We start from the raw sequence: 17,298 nt of genomic DNA on the forward strand, positions 1-17,298 counted from the left end.
TGCGATTAGTTGGAGAAAATATGTAATAGCGCTTGTTAAAACTAACTTAAAAAACGGGGAATGTTAGCAAATGAGCATACAATTAATAGAAGTCTATATACCTAAAGAAAACTTTGAAGATGTTGAGTCTGCATTAAGTAACTTTTCTGGTAAGAGCGTGTGGAAAGAAAATGAACTTGCTGACAGAATTTTGTTTAGAATGATTGTGGCTGAAGAAGATGTAGAAGAGGTTTTGGATTATTTAGAAGCAATCTCTACTTTATCTGAAGGATTTGAAACGATTCTATTTCCGGTTCACACTTACTTCTCAAGAGAAACGATTGAAAAGCGAGAGCAGAATGAAAAAGACAAGAAGGAAGAAAGCACAGAGGAAAAAGGTAAATTATTAAGAGCAAGTCGGCAAGAACTAATGCATACGATTGAAAAGAGAAGTAATTTAACGATGAACTATACCTTATTAATTATCTTTTCAGCAATTGTTGCTGCGGGTGGTTTTGTTAATGATAGTGAGGCGGTAGTTATTGGAGCGATGGCCATTGCGCCTTTAATCGGCCCCGCTATTTCGGTATCTTTTGCGGCGGTGTTAGGAGATTTACGGCGACTTGGTAAGGCAATGTCCACGTTGGTAATTGGTTTTCTAATCATTGTCTTTATTGCTAGTTCATTCGGTTATTTCTTTGATGAAGCAATTGAATCGAGGCAGTATCTGTTACGAACTAATGTGTCATTAGCTGATTTGTTTATTGCCTTAGCTTCTGGGGCAGCTGGAGCATTATCGATTTTAAATCGTGTCTCTAGTGGCCTTGTGGGAGTGATGGTAGCTGTGGCCTTGCTTCCACCGACAGTCACGTTTGGTATTTCGATCGGACAAATGATATGGGAAGACACATATTGGTCTTTCTTACTTATAACGACTAACGTCACTTGTATTTTCTTGAGTGGAATTATTATTTTCTTTATCAGTGGCATACGGCCTTTAAAGTGGAAAGAGGAGCTTACGATTAATGTTTCTAGGATCTTATCATTTACAATTGTTGCGATAATTTTCGTGACGCTAGTTATTGTGTTGTTATTAAGTATGTAAAAGGTTTTTGAATCATTTATCAATTAAGTGTTGCAATTTTCAGATAAGGGGTATATAATTTGAGAGGAAATTAAAGGAAAAAGGAGGTCGCGAATGATGATTAAACGTAAAATGATGCAAAATCGCCATGAGTTAATGATGACAAATTTATATTTCACTGTCGTGACCTTGCCGAAGGATGTCTTTAATTAGTGTTATGCCATATTATTGATTTAAGTTATTAGCAAAGTCGCGCATGTTCCTCATGTCGCGACTTTTTTTATTTATGGACACTTAGGCTCTTGGTTTATTGGGCCTAAGTGTTTTTGTTTACGCTCTGTTAAAGTCCGTTGTTGTTATGGTGATACGCTTTCGGTGGAGGCTTTCCACGGGCACGGCTTCAGCTAACTTGGGAAGAAAAGCGTTTCCCAAGTGGATCTTCAGCTCGCGCTATTCTCGCGACGTACAGGACGTACAAGTGTCGGTGATGCCACAGGACGTGGCGTTTTCACCGACCAGGAGTCGCCACCTTCGCTATCACCATACAACAACTAAGTGCTGTTTCTTTAAATCATCAACACTGAACCTTAACAGAGCGTTTGTTTAAAGGAGGTGATCAAGATGTTACAGATTTCCATTGAGTATTTGAATAAAAAGAAAGGGGTGAAAAAGGTGGTTCATATTAAATTTCAATTGCTAAATAGAGGTAATAGGATTGATGGTGGTTAGAGAAAGACAAATAGAGAGAACGAAGAGGGGGGATTAGATGATCTCGGTATTTAGAAAGTTATCTTGGTATTTTAAAGAACAATGGCTTCGCTATACACTGGCCATTTCAGCGCTACTCGTTGTCAATATCCTTGGTGTTATTCCGCCGATGTTGCTTGGGGAAGTCATTGATTTAATTCAGTATAACCAATTAACAGCAGCAAGGTTTTATGAGCTTTTGGCCATATTTATTGGACTTGTATTAACTATTTATGTGGTCTCATTTTATTGGGATTTTACCTTGTTTGGACGTGCGTTTTTATTAGAAAGGAAGATGCGTTCGAAATTAATGAATCATTTTATGCGAATGACACCTACTTTTTTTGGCCGATACCGAACAGGTGACTTGATGGCTAGAAGTACAAATGACCTACGTGCCATTATGATGACAGCAGGATTCGGTATTTTAACTTTAGTTGATGCAACGATGTTCATGATGTTGATCATTATGGTCATGTCAGTAATGATTAACTGGCATTTAACACTAGCGGCTTTAGTCCCTTTACCGATTATGGCTTTATTAATGCAGAGGTACGGTCGGGCGATTCACGAACGTTTTACAAAGGCGCAGTCTGCTTTTAGTGATTTAAATAATGACACGTTGGAATCGATTCAAGGAGTTCGTGTGATTCGTGCCTTTGTGCAAGAAAAGTGGGATGACGAACGATTTAGTGATCAAACAGAGGAAGTCTTTCAGAAAAATATTGAAGTTGCTAAAATGGACGCTTTATTTGAACCAACGATAAAAGTATTAGTTGGATTGGCTTATACGATTGGATTAGGGTACGGTTCATATCTTGTTATTCAAGGTGTGATTACTATTGGTCAATTGGTTACTTTCAATGTGTATTTAGGGATGTTGATTTGGCCAATGTTTGCTGTTGGTGAGCTAATTAACGTGATGCAAAGAGGCAATGCCTCACTCGATCGAACCGATGAAATTCTGACACATGAGCCAGACGTTAAAGATCCTCTTAAGGAAGTGATGATTGAATCACCAGAGACGATTAGCTTTAATCAAGTCAGTTTTAGCTATCCACAGGCTGAATCTCATCAATTAAAGGAGATCAATTTACAAATTAATAAAGGTGAGACCATTGGCATTGTTGGTAAAACAGGTTCTGGGAAGACCACTTTAATCAGGCAATTGTTAAGAGAGTATCCAACACCGGAACAAGGTTCTGTGACCGTTGATTGTATTCCAATTGACGAGATCCCCTTGTCTAAAACTCGGGAGTGGATTGGCTATGTCCCACAAGACCATATTTTGTTTTCCAAAACAGTTAGAGAAAACATTTTATTTGGGAACATAAATGCTTCAGATGAAGAAGTCTACCGGATGCTAGAATTAGCCTCTCTACGTGAAGATATTGAGCAATTACCAGAAGGATTAGACACCTTAGTTGGTGAGAGTGGTGTGACTTTATCAGGGGGGCAGAAGCAGCGTGTGTCCTTAGCAAGAGCACTCGTAAAAGACCCCGAATGGTTAATCTTAGATGATTCGTTATCAGCTGTAGATGGTCAAACCGAAGCCAAAATCATCCAACACTTGAAACAAGAACGTAGTCATAAAACGACGATCATTGCTGCTCACCGTTTATCAGCTGTTAAACATGCCAATCAAATTATCGTACTTGATCAAGGTGAAATAGTTGAACATGGAACACATGATCAGCTTATGGCCTCTAAGAGTTGGTACTGCCAACAATTTATTAAGCAACAAATGGAAGGGGGCGAATAACATGAAAGGTTTATCGACTGAAAAACGCCTTTTCCATTATGCTTTGCAGTATCAAAAGACAATTTGGATTGGCCTGATCTGTTTAATTATTGCAGTCGTGATGGAGTTAAGTGGCCCCTTGATTGCCAAAAAGGTGATTGATGATCATATTGTTGGGGTCGCTAATCATTATGTGGTTACGGATGAGCAGACGGGTGAGGTTGAATATCAAGGTGAATATTATACACGCGTTGAGCGCCATGACTCTGCAAGTGGTGAGGAAGTTGTGACCCTATTTCAAGATGGCTTATCATTCTTCCTATTAGAAGAAGAAGTTCCGCTTAATGCTAGGTTTGTTGGAGAAGAGGGCTCTAATTATGTTTTGGAAACGAATGAAACAGAGGTTATTGTAACAGGACAGTCGTTAACAACGGGTGAGGTATTTTATTTTTTTGAACCTGAAATCAGTTCAATTATGGCTTGGTTAGGACTATATTTAGGATTAATTCTAGGCTCGACAATTTTCCTATATTATAAAACATACCTACTACAATATGCTTCTAACCGAATTATTCAAACGATGCGAAAGGATGTTTTTAAGCATATCCAACGCATTCCGATTCCCTATTTTATAGACCAACCAGCTGGAAAAATCGTTGCTCGTATCACCAATGATACAGAGGCAATCAAGGAGTTATATGAGAAGGTATTAGAAGTTTTCACTTCTGGTTTCATTTATATGTTTGGAATTTTTATTGCTTTATTTATCTTAGATGCTAGATTGGCTAGTATTTGCTTGCTTTTAATTCCAATTATGATCATATGGATGAAGGTTTATAAAAAAGTTGCCGGCGATTATAATCATGAGATTCGTGAAACCAATAGCCGGATTAATGCTAATATTAATGAATCCATACAAGGAATGTCCATTATTCAAGCGTATAATCAGGTTGATCGAATGACAAGAGAGTTTGAGGATTTAAACCACTATCACCATCGTTATCAAAAGAAGATGAACACGTTTACAGCAGCCACCTCATTTAACTTAGTTGATTTTCTTAGAAATGTCGCGTTTGTTGTGTTCATTATTTACTTTGGCGGATTGTCACTAGATGGCACAGGCATTGTGACTGCTGGTGTTCTTTACGCGTTTGTCGATTACTTAACGAGATTGTTTGAACCAGTCAATCAGATCGTTAGTCAACTAGCGCAACTTGAGCAGTCAAGAGTGGCTGGTAGACGCGTATTTGAACTATTAGATGAAGATGGGGAAGAAGTCTACGAACAACCGATTTCTCGATACAATGGTCATGTTGAGTTTGATCAGGTCTCATTTGCTTATGAAAAAGATGAGTATGTCTTGAAAAACCTATCATTTTCTATTCAGCCGGGTGAAACAGCGGCTTTTGTCGGTCATACAGGTTCTGGAAAAAGCACCATCATGAATTTATTGTTTCGATTTTATGATCCATCTACAGGGCAAGTTTTAATTGATGGGAAACCGATTAGTAAATTATCAAGACAGCAAGCTAGAAGCCATATTGGTATTGTGCTTCAGGATCCGTTTATATTTACAGGCACGATTCTTTCTAATGTAACGATGAATGATCCTCGGATTAGTCGAAAAGATGCAATACAGGCTTTAAAGGCGGTTGGTGCAGATCAATTTATTGAGAAGTTACCTAATCAATATGATGAGCCGGTTAAAGAAAAGGGGGCTGAGTTTTCCACTGGTCAAAGACAGTTATTATCTTTTGCTAGAGCTTTAGCTTTTGATCCTGCCATTTTAATATTAGATGAAGCAACAGCGAATATCGATACAGAGACAGAAGCAATGATTCAGGATGCATTAAAAGTGTTAAAGAAAGGAAGGACAACCTTGGTGATTGCCCATCGTTTGTCCACGATTCAAGATGCTGATCAAATCTTTGTACTAAAGCAGGGAGAATTGATTGAAAAAGGTACACACCAAACGCTCTTGCAAGAACAAGGTGAATACTATATGATGTATAAAATGCAGCTTGGACACCCCCACTCATATGCCTCGTTTTAAGTTTTGTATAATAGGAGGGGAGGCGAAATAGTGTGGTAGGGGTGTCTATACGGAAATTAACAGTTAGATCGGGAAAAATGGTATTGAGAGAGGTTATCTATACCGAAAACGCCGATCAATGTTGAGAAAAACGTTTAGAGTGAGGCTCTCTACACCGAAATTAGTGATTAAAGTTGAAAAAATCGTATAGAAGGCCTCTGTCTACTCTAAAATTAGCCGTCAAATCGATAAAAATGTCGTAGAGACCTGTTGAAAAGCCATTTCTAAGGAGCAATTGCGATGTCTGATGATCGACGCTATGAAACTGAAGATGAAAAAGACTTATATGAAGACCTAGATGAAGAAGAGATGTATGAGATCTTACAAGAGGAAAAGGAGCGCATACGTCAAAAACGTCGTGTCGAGAAGAAACAGGAACCTAAGCGTCGTTTTCCCCGGTGGATTTTTTGGCTTATTGCTCTGTTTCTGTTTATTAATGCTGCCATTGCCATTCCTAGTATGTTCTCATTACCGGCGATTGACTTTGTCAAAACGTCCGCTCAACTCATGTTAGATGAGGATGTTCAAAAATATCGAGAATCGATTGTCACGGTCGACACAGGTAGTGGTCGAGGAACAGGGTTTTCTTTTACTAATGATGGATATATATTAACCAACTATCATGTAATTGAAGAGAGGGAGCAACTATGGGTTTACTTTAAGGAAGATGGTCCATATGGTGCAACCATTGAAGAGGTTTATCCTGAAATTGATTTAGCCGTACTCAAAACGGAGGCTAGTAATTTTCCACATCTAGACTTAGCCTTGCAAACTGAGTATGAGTCAAATGAACCTTTCTATTTTATTGGTAGCCCTTTAGGCTTTAGTGGGATTGCAAATGAAGGTGAAATTATTGGAGAAATGACGGTGTCTGGCATTGATTCCCCTGTACTAATGTTAGATGCACCGATCTATAGTGGTAATAGTGGTAGTCCAGTTATTAATGAGTCTGGTGAAGTTATAGCCATTATTTATGCAACGTTAAATCATGACACATATGGTAGAATAGGCTTGGCTGTTCCAATTGATGCTTATTATGATTTTCAACAGAAAGAATGATAAAACACCCATAAAGATTAGACTGTTTTCGAAAAATATATTAGTTGGGGGTGGTGAGGGGTGTTACAACGTCAAGTAGATCAAGATGACGTTACCCTCGAGGAACAGGTGGTAGCTGTTCAGCATGGCGATGAGAATGCCCGTCACCATCTGTTATCGAGCTATCAACCGTTCATTGCAACTGCTGTTTCAAAGGTTTGTAAAAGATATATAGACACAAAGCAGGATGACGAGTTTAGTATCGGGTTAATGGCGTTTAATGAGGCCCTTGATTCTTATTCAAAAGATAAAGGTAGTTCTTTTTTAACCTTTGCTCGGTTAGTTATTTCCAGGAAAGTGATAGATTATATCAGAAAAGAATCCAATCATTTCGGGACTGTTTCCTTAGATCAATCAGAGGAAGATGAGGATCAATCACCGACAGACTGGAAATTATCCCATGCTGCCAAACAAGCATTTGAACAAGACCAGGACGCTTGGTATCGTCAGATCGAAATTGAAGAGTATAACCAAAAGCTTAAAGAGTATAAGCTTTCTTTTTCAGAGTTGGCAACCATTTCACCAAAGCATCATGATGCTAAGGAGTCTGCTAAAGAAGTTGCAAGGGTCGTTTATCATAATGATGAAATCAGAGAATATGTGTTAACTAAAAAAAGGCTACCGATCAAAAAGGTCGAGCCACTCGTTAGTGTGAGTAAAAAAACAATCGAACGTAACCGAAAATATATATTAGCTATTTTTATTCTTTTAACAGAAGATTTTATGTACTTAAAGGATTATGTACAGGGGGTGAGTGAATAATGAAAGGGATCGTTGTTGAGAAGAAGGGTCATCATCATATTGTTATGACATCAGATGGGTCTTTTTATAAGACTAAGTTAGAATCGGCCGTTTTTATTGGTGAAGAAGTAACATTTAATCCATTAGAAACAACAGGATTCTCTTTTGACTCGCTCTTATCCTGGGTGCAGAATCGTATTCAATGGAAAGCTGTTACAGCTTTTGTACTGTGTTTAGCGCTAGTATTCCCATTTTATTCATGGATCAATCAGGAGCAAGTTCATGCTTATGTTAGTATTGATATTAATCCAAGCATTGAGTTAAGTGTTGACCAAACCTATGAAGTAATTGGAGCTGAACCACTTAATAGTGATGGGTCTAAGTTATTAGATGAAATGGGTGGCATCCAAGGTCAAAGCTTACAAAACGTGTCATCTGAAGTGCTTATATTAAGTAAAGAGTTGGGGTATTTAGAAGAAGATCATAACATTTTTCTAGGGATTAGTTACGCAGATCAGCTTTTAGAAAATGAAGATTATTCATTAGACTCCTTATCATCCGATCTACTATCTAGTTATGAAGGTGATATTAGTATTACCTCATTTATTGTCCCAAAGGATATACGAGATGAAGCGAAAGATGAAAATACATCTATGAATGTAATTTACGCTTCTGAAATGGTGTTCGGATCACTTGAGCAAGAAGATGATTACGTAGTCGAAGATCGAACAGAATCTGATGATTCATCTGAGAATCCTGAGTCAAATAACCAATCGGAAGATCATCCACAAGAGGACCGACTACAAGAAGTGATGGAACACTTTTTAGAAAAGTCTAATCGCGATGACCTTCCACCAGGGCTTCAAAAGAAAATAGATGATTCACAAACAGCAGAAGACCAACGTGAATCAGAAAATCAGTCATCTGACCAAGGTTCATCAGAAGAAAATGATCACCCTTCTGAAAATGGGAAAAATAACGGAAAGGGTCATCAAGAGGATCAATCTAAAGATGGTCCACCTGATGACCATCCGGTATTTGGTGAAGACGGACCACCTGGTCAAAATAAGAGTGATGACGATGAAGGCGAGGATTCATCAGAAGAGCCTGATCAAGAAAATAAGGGTAACTCAAACAATAATAATGGAAACGGCAAAGGCAATGGGAATGGTAATGAAAAAGGCCCAGGTAACAAGGGAAATAATCAAGGAAACAAGGGGTCATCGGATAAAAAAGGCCCACCTTGGTTAAATGATTTTGTTCCACCTGGATTAAATAAGAAAAATGATGATTAAGAAAACTTACTGTCTCAGTAGTCATTATGACAACTGGGACATTTTTTTGATGACTTAAACTTAGCTTGGAATCGTAGTATAATAGTAAAACATGGTCATTATTCACGCGTTGAGGTGTAGGAGGATTAGATGGTTCAGCTGAACGGTAAGCATAAAAGAAACTTACATATAAATAGTAAAAAGGTAATCTTATTTGTCGTTGTCAGCGTAATTCTGATCGTCTTGGCAGCTACCATCTATGCTTACCAGATATTTTTTTCTCATCCACTTGTTAAGTATGCAGAAGCAGAGAAGCAAACGATGGAAGATATTGATTCATTGACCAGTCATTTTTATGATAATGAAGAAGTGATTAATGATCGTTTGCAGAGTACCGCCAGTGAATCAAATATGACCATCACAGGTAATATTTCTGTGGATCAACAAGCATCAAACGAGATAAGCGCCCTGATTGACACTTTGCGTAGTTTGTTAATGACTACACAAATTGAGGCGACTCGCCACTTGCTTCCCGAAGAAGAAGTCTCCTTTGATCTCGGGCTAGATATTATGGGAATGAATGTGTTTAATAGTCATTTATATCAAGATGAACAGCTGACAGCCATTCAATCAGATGTTTTATATGACCAACCTTTAGGATTTGAACACGAAGGATTAGAAGATCGGTTGACCGTTGGTAGCTTTCCCCGTCTTTATCAGCAACAAAGTGAGTTTTTTACGGGAAGAGATATTCAAAGCAGTTTTTTCGATCAGGTGACCTTTTTTATCGATTATTTCAATAATCTAAATATGGAAACGACAGAGGACGTCGAAATAGATGGAGAGAAGCTTGCTCGATTTGATGTTGAAATATCTGAGGATGAATTTCAAGGTTTGTTGCTTGAGTTGGTTAATCACCTTGAAGAAGAGCAATTAGTTAATTCTTTTCAAGCTCAGCAATTTTATACGACAGATGAGAGCTATTTTGATGAATTACGAAGCATAATTGAAAAGATCAATTTACCAGAGGGAATAACTTATCAAGCGTATTATACGAATGATTATGTAGCTTACCGTGAACTTTCTGGTACATGGTTAATCGATGGACAAACTTATGATATGAGCGGGTTGATGGATACACGTATAGACGATCAAACCTATCGTCTTGATTCTAAATTTGAGGTGAAAAGTTTAGAAGGAGAATGGACCTTTGATTTCAGCTCAAATGGTGAGCCAAAGGACGATGGTTATATTATTAATCGGAAAATGGGCTTAGGTCATGGGGAATTGTTACAACTCGCTGTGGACATGGATTCGTTTTATGATGAAGATAAGATGAAAACTGATTTTGAGCTAAAACATGAAAATGATCATACCACGTCTGAAATGTCTGGATCATTAGTACAGGAAAGCACTGTATCTGAAGACTCAGCTTATCGCAATTATGAGTTGACGAGCCAATTTAACATACCAACATTATGGTCTGACCATGCAGCAGGATATGAAGTTGATTTGAATGTTGAGCAAGATCTTCGTTTTATGGAAAACCTCGAGGTTCCACAAATCAATCTTGAAGACGTTAAAAGGATTGACCTGTTGAGTGAACAGCAACGGTTAAAGTTTAAATCTGAACTTGAAGAGCATGTCGAGAGTTATTTTGATCAATTTTTGGAGTCAATTCTCCCGTTTTAGCACGATAAAGTTAGATCTATTTGAATTTAAATAAGGTTATTCCAGAAAGGGGCAGGGAGAAATGATCTTTCATTTGAGTATGTTTGAGTGGCGAAGAGTTTTAAAATCACCTGCTCTTTTTTTATTTACTTTAGTTTTTCCGATATTAATTTTACTCGTTGTGGGTATGTTTTTTTACGAAACGGTTCAGGAGGATTTAGAACAAGTCGAGTTAATGGTCATTGATGAGGATCAAACGTTTGAAACCAATACCTTAATTCAACAGCTTGAAAATGATGAAACGATTGGTGAACAGGTCATCTTCCACCGCGGTGATCGGTCGTTGTCTGAGTACCTTGATGAGTCGATTGATTATGCTGCTGTTGTAAGAATTCCTAAAGGTTTTACAGAGCAGCTTCAAAATGGACAAAACGAAGAAATCGAGGTCTACTTAAATAACCAAATTCCCTTTAGCTCACAATTAGCTTATTTATTGTTGCATAGTGGACAAGGTTATATTACAGCAGCACAGAGTGGGGTAAATACAGTTAACCATTTTTGGGGATCGGAACTCCCTTCGGATGAACGAAGGGATTTAGTTGAACAGATGACTGTTCATTTTTCCTTTTTAACGTTAGGACGTAACAGCTTGTTTTTAGAATCTGATCTATCGAGTGTTGATATTTTATCATGGGACAAGCAACTATACGTAACAGGATTTGTGCTCCTGTATATATTAACGCTCATCTTTTTTGCATTTTTATTTAGGCCTAAGGAATGGTCGTTAATTAATCAGCGGCTATACTTAATTGATGTGACCCTGTGGAAGAGGGCTTTAGGAAGGTTCTTACACTTAATTAGCTTTAGTTTTGTTTATTTATTAATAACAGCAGTTACAGGCGCCTTACTACTTTTTGATGTTAATAGCTTAATGTTGACGATTCAGTGGACGTTATTAGCGACGATTATCTGCCTATTAATGGTGATTCTTGAAACAGTTATTCGTACGCCAGCGTTAAGCTTGTTTTTATTTAGTTTAACAAGTTTAACCGTTCTGACGATTAGTGGCTTAATCATCCCACGTGTTTATCTACCTGACTGGATGACAGTTGATGCGTGGTATCCAATACAGTCTTTATATTTTAGTTTTTATCAAATTATCAACGAGCAAACTTGGCCCATAGGTTTTTGGGGGATCTTATGGTTACTCCTTCTTTTCATGCTTTTTATACTATGGCTCATGAGTAGAAGGGGGGATCATGTATGAGATGGGTTTGGAAGTCGATGCTGTTTTCCAAGGTAACGATGGTCATCTTGTTAGTTTTACCCATTCTATTTTTAAGTTTAGCTTTACCATTATTTAAATCGACTGTTGAAGATCTTCAGGTACCCATTATGCTTGTCGATTCTTCAGAACAAACTATGGTTGAAGAATTAGTTGATGAGCTTGAAGAAACTGAGCCATTTTCATTACAAGTAGTCAATAACTTGGATCTTGATGTTCTTGCTAGGGGAGAGGTAGAGGCGATTTTCGAAGTGACGGACGATTTAGAAACACGAATTTTAGACGGAGATACGGATGAATTATTCACCTGGTATCGTCATGAGAATAGTTTTGCTGACGGGTTGTTTAAAGAGCACCTGGCATCAACATTGATGGAAATGATTGTTAAGGCAGAATCGGCTAACCTGGTGATGAGTCAAACAGACACTTTTGATTGGGATGAAGTGTTTCATTATGGTCAAAGATATTTCGAACCTGACCCGATCTTTCAAATGGATTTCCAATCGTTTGGTGAGTATGGTCAAGAAGAGACTCATCGTCAAAGTGAACAATCAACAGCCATGTACTTACTAATAATTTGGACGTATTGTTGGTTATTAATGATTTATTTTACTAATTACATCTACCATTGGAGAGGTCAACAATTATTTGATCGGTTATCTCTTTATCGCTACGGACGAGCAAAGTTGTATTTATATTGGATCATTGTCGTGTTAGTGATTGTTTTCGGATTTGCTTCAGTTATCGGAGCGATTCTTCATAGTATAGATTCACAAATGGTAACGTGGTGGCAATTAATGAACGAGCTTGGTCCTGTGTTATTCATTTCAGCTGTTTTAATTTTAGTGAGTAGTTTGATTTGTAGAACAAGACGAGGAATGTTAGCTTCCACCTTAAGCTACTTACTTGGTTCCGTTAGTGTATTTTGGTTTATTTCTTGGGGTTGGTTAGCTGACAACTGGTTTAACTATTTTTTCATACCTGTTTGGTTGCTTTAATGAATGGAGGGATTGAATGATCAGGCTAGATGATGTGGGTTATAAAAAAAAGGGAAAGCACATATTAGAAGGTGTGAACGCTCATGTGGAAGCTGGTGATAGTATCTGTCTATTCGGGCCAAACGGGGCGGGCAAATCAACGCTACTTAAGGTCATGGCTAATTTAATTAAGCCGACAGTTGGGGTAAGGCATTTTCATCCTAAAGAAGAAAAACATCCGATTGGTTATATACCTCAGCAGGTTGCTTTATTTAATAACTTAACAGTAAAAGATCATTTGCGTTTTTATCAAAAGATGACTAAAAAGCATTCAACAAATTATATTGAAGAGATGAAGTTGAAGTTAGGACTCAATGAAATTCTCAGTAAGAGGGTTGATCAGTTAAGTGGTGGTATGATGCGTAAGGTCAACTTAGCTGTTGGTCTATTGCACGAACCGGAGATCGTTTTTCTAGATGAAGCTTTTGTAGGGGTTGATTTAGCGGCAAAGCATGATATGTTAAAGTGGCTGAATCAGTTAAATGAAAGAGGAGTGACGGTTGTGTTTGTGACTCACGACTGGCATGTGATTAATCAACTGGCTAAAAAAATGTGGATATTAGAGGATGGTCGGATCACTGATCAAGTGAAGATGAGTGAGATAAACCATTTATCAAGTCAAAAAATAGCCGAGGGGACAGCACTAAGTAAAATGTTTGCTTTAAGAATGCAGTGATAAGAAAAATATGGTATCGTTTTTTCGCGTTTCAGGTAGCATATTCTGTTTAGCCTTCTTCCATACTAAAAATACATCATGAATGAAAGGAGGCTAAATAATTATGCGCTTAGTGATGTTACCAACTATTTTGGTATTTATGCTTTTAGCGGCTTGTCAGCCAAACGATGATACGGGTATGATGGATAACCAGCCGAATGACCAAGGACAAAATCAGATCGGACAACAGGATGGACAGTTTGGTCAACCTGGTCAGATGAATGTGAATGACCGTGGTACTAGCAACCGTACAGGTGACCGTATGGGAGATAATACGGGAAACCGTTTAGGCGAAGATGATAGAGCGGACCGTATGGGAGATAACACGGGTTGGACAGACCGTACCGCTGGAAACGATCGTTATGACATTGCAGAAGAAGCTGCAGATGCAGTTACTGACCAGGTGGATGACGTAAGAAGAGCATACGTTTTAACTGGCGATGATAATGCATATGTTGCAGTTGTTCTTCATAATGATGATAATAATACAGAAGATTTAAGTGATGATTTAAAAGAAGAGGTAGCAGATGTGGTGAAGTCAACCAAGCGTGACTTAAATAATGTTTACGTTTCTGCTAACCCTGACTTTGTCAACATGACAGGCGACTACGTCGACCGTGTGGGCCAAGGAGATCCTGTTGAAGGATTTTTTGAAGAGTTTACACAAATGTTAGATCGCGTTTTCCCTGATTTAGAAGGATAATTACTATTAAAGATGGAGCAGGATTGCTCCATCTTTATTTTTCATCTAGGAGGGGAAGAATGTTTTTTATATTAGAGCAATACAAAAAGGAGCTTATCGCATTAGCGGACAGTCATCATTTGATCCCATACGATTTTGATATACAGTTTAGTTCACCATCAAGAATGCGTGAGTTACAATCTCGAGGTTATGCGAAACGACCTTATAAAATACCCGATTCAAATGAATCATTCTATATTGCTGAGTTGTACGATTTTATTGGCGTCAATCGTCTATATTTAAATGAGTATAACAATCACTCATTAAATTTACTGGCTATTGCCCATGCGATTGGTCATGCCGATTTTATTAAGCATAATAAGTGGATCAATCAACGAGCATTTCGACTGAACCAAATCATCGAACATGGGAATGATATCGACTTTTATGAAACAGATAAGCTAAATTTTATCAATAAATTACTAACTTTAAGTAAACATATTATGATGACCGAGGAATTTGCCAATCAATACATAAATAAAAGGGACGGGATTAACTTAATTGACTACTTATTACATGAGGAATTTCCCTTAAAGACCTGGGAAAAAACGCTTTTACGCTTGATTAGAAGTGAAGCGCTGGTATTTGAAATGACCTACCGGACGAAGATTATGAATGAGGGATGGGCTTGTTATTATCAAATGCCTCTTTTAAAATCCTCATCAATAGACCAGGATGAACTGCTGAGGATCATAATTAACGAATCGGAGCTATATCGTCATTACCGTTATGGTATAAACCCTTATACGTTAGGTAAATCAATATGGAGTGAGGTACCTGATGTTTTAAAACGTCAAGTGATGAAGAACTTTACTGATTATGAGTTTATCCAAAAGTACTATACAGAAGCTGTTCATAACCAAGAACAAATTTCTATAATTGATGGTGATTTGTTAGTGGATGAATTCCATAAGGTGAAGGCTAACTTATTGAAATCTGCTGCGCTTGGTGATCAAGTCGTTTTGACAGTTGACCAACAGCTAACATCTCCTCCTAATGAATTAGTACTAAGACATACACCTAAGTCATCTAACCCACATAGCCTTAAAACAATTAAGACACTTCTTCAATCCCTCTTAAATATGAAGGTATATTTAAAAGCAAGTCGGCTTCAAAAGAGCACCATAACTAATTATAGTTAACCCACTTGAAATTTGTAAAATATGTGAACATCAAGTTGTTTTTTGTCGATGGCTATGCTAATCTAAAATTAATATTTTGCATTTTATAAAATATTCAATCTTATTTAAAAAGTGAAACGGATGGGGAGATAGGGGGATTGACGTTGAAAAATAAAGACGTACAAAAGAACGTAGCAAAGAAAGCTAAAAAACAAGCGAAGAAGCAGAAGAAAAAAATATCAATAGGAAAAAATTTATCTATTGGTAAGAAATTCGGTTTAGTATTTATAATTACTTTGTTGTTATTCGCAGCTGCTTCATCATTAGTTTTCTGGCAGATTAACACAGCTAATCAAACAGTTAATCAACAAGATGAATATAGTGAACGAGCTGTTGTTATTGGAGAGATGGGATCAGTCTTTAGGGCTAAGGATATTCGTATAGGGGATTATGTTGCTTTTAAAACCAATGGTCATCTAAATGAGTATCGGGAGAGAAACGAAGAATTAGTCGAGCTTTACGAATACATAAGACCTACATTAAATGAAGAGCAGACAGTTTTATTAGACGAGATCATGGCTAAAAATGAAGAAATAGATGAAATAGTCAATGATGACGTCGTTCATTCGATAGGAAACCGTAATAACCAAGATGCTTTGGGTGAACGTACCATTATCGGAAATCTCCGTGGGGAGACAACCGACATGTTTGAAGAATTAAGAGCGATGGTACTTGATGATTACGAACAATCAGCTAGTGAAACAAGAGGAGCTATGTCACAGATACAAGTGTTTTTAATAGCTGGTCTTGGTTCAGCCGTTGTTATCGCTATTATTTTATTACTGGTCATAAGCAGAGTAGTAAGCCGAAATATTAATTCAGTTGTTGAAGTAGCAGATCAAATAGCCCAGGGTAACTTAACGGTTGATGATATTAAGTATGAAGGAAAAGATGAAATTGGTCGTTTATCTACTTCAATGAATACGATGAAAACTTATTTAAAGCAGATTATTGGAAGTGTTGCAACCGCTTCTGAGTCTGTTTCAAGTCAAAGCGAGGAATTAACACAGTCATCAAACGAGGTTAAAGAAGGCAGTGAACAAATTGCCTCAACCATGCAAGAGCTTTCCTCTGGTGCGGAGACACAAGCACAAACTGCCTCATCCATTTCTGAGATGATGGATCAGCTTGTTCGTAAGGTTAAACATTCATATGAAAGTGGCGAGAACGTAGCTAAGTCTTCTGAGCAAGTTTTAGCGACGGCAGGAGAAGGCCAAGAGTTAATGGAGCAATCGGTTTCTCAAATGCAACAAATTCATAGTCTGGTCGAAGAATCTGTTAATAAGGTCAAAGGCTTGGATCATCAGTCACGAGAAATTTCTAAGTTAGTTCAAGTTATTGAAGATATTGCTGAACAGACAAATTTATTAGCACTAAATGCTGCTATTGAAGCTGCAAGAGCTGGTGAGCATGGTAAAGGATTTGCAGTCGTAGCTGACGAAGTAAGAAAGCTGGCCGAGCAGGTAAGTAATTCAGTTGGTGATATCACAACGATTGTTGACAATATCCAGTCAGAATCTAAACAAGTTACAACTTCATTAGAATCAGGCTACCAAGAGGTTGAAGAAGGCTCTGAACAAATCAAGAATACACAACAGACCTTTATTAAAATTAATGATGCGATCACCGAAGTCGTAGGCAAGATTCAAGAGATTTCAACAAATCTAGAAGAAGTAATGAATGATAGTACTCAAATGAATAACTCTATTGAAGAAATTGCTTCTATTTCAGAAGAATCAGCTGCAGGAGTTGAGCAAACAGCTGCTTCAGTTGAACAAGCTAATACTTCAATGGAAGAAATCTCTCGCGCAGCTGAAGACTTAGCAAATTTATCGGAAGAACTGAACGGACAAGTTCAAAAATTTAAACTCTAATATAAGCGAGGCAGGGACAAAAGGTAAATAACAGGTA

At 37.7% G+C, this 17,298-nt stretch carries 13 protein-coding genes; all 13 read left to right on the forward strand.

The window, feature by feature from the left end; translation table 11 throughout:
- The first annotated feature begins 70 nt into the window (after window positions 1-70).
- Window positions 71-1,084, forward strand: a complete 1,014-nt coding sequence (locus tag HWQ49_RS07695) for a TIGR00341 family protein (RefSeq protein ID WP_188207023.1) — start codon at window positions 71-73, stop codon at window positions 1,082-1,084.
- Between the two features lie 745 nt (window positions 1,085-1,829).
- On the forward strand, window positions 1,830-3,572 hold the full coding sequence (locus tag HWQ49_RS07700; RefSeq protein ID WP_188207024.1) for an ABC transporter ATP-binding protein: 1,743 nt from the start codon (window positions 1,830-1,832) through the stop codon (window positions 3,570-3,572).
- A gap of 1 nt (window position 3,573) precedes the next feature.
- Window positions 3,574-5,604 carry an ABC transporter ATP-binding protein gene (locus tag HWQ49_RS07705; protein ID WP_188207025.1) on the forward strand — a complete coding sequence of 677 codons (2,031 nt, stop codon included), beginning with the start codon at window positions 3,574-3,576 and terminating at the stop codon, window positions 5,602-5,604.
- A gap of 279 nt (window positions 5,605-5,883) precedes the next feature.
- Window positions 5,884-6,702 (forward strand): S1C family serine protease, encoded by an 819-nt coding sequence (locus tag HWQ49_RS07710; protein ID WP_188207026.1) that lies wholly within the window; start codon window positions 5,884-5,886, stop codon window positions 6,700-6,702.
- 60 nt (window positions 6,703-6,762) lie between these two features.
- On the forward strand, window positions 6,763-7,503 hold the full coding sequence (sigI, locus tag HWQ49_RS07715) for an RNA polymerase sigma-I factor (protein WP_188207027.1): 741 nt from the start codon (window positions 6,763-6,765) through the stop codon (window positions 7,501-7,503).
- Window positions 7,503-8,777: an anti-sigma factor domain-containing protein gene (locus tag HWQ49_RS07720; RefSeq protein ID WP_188207028.1), complete on the forward strand. Its 1,275-nt coding sequence runs from the start codon at window positions 7,503-7,505 to the stop codon at window positions 8,775-8,777. The genes sigI and HWQ49_RS07720 overlap by 1 nt, the downstream gene beginning before the upstream one ends.
- A 129-nt stretch (window positions 8,778-8,906) precedes the next feature.
- Complete coding sequence (locus HWQ49_RS07725) at window positions 8,907-10,448, forward strand: hypothetical protein (RefSeq protein ID WP_188207029.1); 1,542 nt, start codon at window positions 8,907-8,909, stop codon at window positions 10,446-10,448.
- 61 nt (window positions 10,449-10,509) lie between these two features.
- Complete coding sequence (locus tag HWQ49_RS07730; RefSeq protein ID WP_188207030.1) at window positions 10,510-11,694, forward strand: ABC transporter permease; 1,185 nt, start codon at window positions 10,510-10,512, stop codon at window positions 11,692-11,694.
- Window positions 11,691-12,710, forward strand: a complete 1,020-nt coding sequence (locus HWQ49_RS07735) for an ABC transporter permease (RefSeq protein WP_188207031.1) — start codon at window positions 11,691-11,693, stop codon at window positions 12,708-12,710. Before HWQ49_RS07730 ends, HWQ49_RS07735 begins: the two co-directional genes overlap by 4 nt.
- A gap of 16 nt (window positions 12,711-12,726) precedes the next feature.
- Window positions 12,727-13,425 (forward strand): ABC transporter ATP-binding protein, encoded by a 699-nt coding sequence (locus tag HWQ49_RS07740; protein WP_188207032.1) that lies wholly within the window; start codon window positions 12,727-12,729, stop codon window positions 13,423-13,425.
- A gap of 103 nt (window positions 13,426-13,528) precedes the next feature.
- Window positions 13,529-14,167 carry a YhcN/YlaJ family sporulation lipoprotein gene (locus HWQ49_RS07745; protein ID WP_188207033.1) on the forward strand — a complete coding sequence of 213 codons (639 nt, stop codon included), beginning with the start codon at window positions 13,529-13,531 and terminating at the stop codon, window positions 14,165-14,167.
- A 59-nt stretch (window positions 14,168-14,226) separates the two neighbouring features.
- Window positions 14,227-15,348: a SpoVR family protein gene (locus HWQ49_RS07750; protein WP_188207034.1), complete on the forward strand. Its 1,122-nt coding sequence runs from the start codon at window positions 14,227-14,229 to the stop codon at window positions 15,346-15,348.
- 143 nt (window positions 15,349-15,491) lie between these two features.
- Window positions 15,492-17,261: a methyl-accepting chemotaxis protein gene (locus tag HWQ49_RS07755; protein ID WP_188207035.1), complete on the forward strand. Its 1,770-nt coding sequence runs from the start codon at window positions 15,492-15,494 to the stop codon at window positions 17,259-17,261.
- The last annotated feature ends 37 nt before the right edge of the window (window positions 17,262-17,298 follow it).

Origin of the sequence: Alkalibacillus aidingensis (genome assembly GCF_014595945.1) — a bacterium.
Lineage (GTDB): Bacteria > Bacillota > Bacilli > Bacillales > Alkalibacillaceae > Alkalibacillus > Alkalibacillus aidingensis.

Bases quoted from the DNA above. Each gene is read 5' to 3' on its own strand.
- HWQ49_RS07745 (WP_188207033.1), top strand. From the start codon at position 13,529: ATGCGCTTAGTGATGTTACCAACTATTTTGGTATTTATGCTTTTAGCG.
- HWQ49_RS07725 (WP_188207029.1), top strand. From the start codon at position 8,907: ATGGTTCAGCTGAACGGTAAGCATAAAAGAAACTTACATATAAATAGT.
- HWQ49_RS07735 (WP_188207031.1), top strand. From the start codon at position 11,691: ATGAGATGGGTTTGGAAGTCGATGCTGTTTTCCAAGGTAACGATGGTC.
- HWQ49_RS07710 (WP_188207026.1), top strand. From the start codon at position 5,884: ATGTCTGATGATCGACGCTATGAAACTGAAGATGAAAAAGACTTATAT.
- HWQ49_RS07700 (WP_188207024.1), top strand. From the start codon at position 1,830: ATGATCTCGGTATTTAGAAAGTTATCTTGGTATTTTAAAGAACAATGG.
- HWQ49_RS07695 (WP_188207023.1), top strand. From the start codon at position 71: ATGAGCATACAATTAATAGAAGTCTATATACCTAAAGAAAACTTTGAA.
- HWQ49_RS07705 (WP_188207025.1), top strand. From the start codon at position 3,574: ATGAAAGGTTTATCGACTGAAAAACGCCTTTTCCATTATGCTTTGCAG.
- HWQ49_RS07720 (WP_188207028.1), top strand. From the start codon at position 7,503: ATGAAAGGGATCGTTGTTGAGAAGAAGGGTCATCATCATATTGTTATG.
- HWQ49_RS07750 (WP_188207034.1), top strand. From the start codon at position 14,227: ATGTTTTTTATATTAGAGCAATACAAAAAGGAGCTTATCGCATTAGCG.
- HWQ49_RS07730 (WP_188207030.1), top strand. From the start codon at position 10,510: ATGATCTTTCATTTGAGTATGTTTGAGTGGCGAAGAGTTTTAAAATCA.
- HWQ49_RS07740 (WP_188207032.1), top strand. From the start codon at position 12,727: ATGATCAGGCTAGATGATGTGGGTTATAAAAAAAAGGGAAAGCACATA.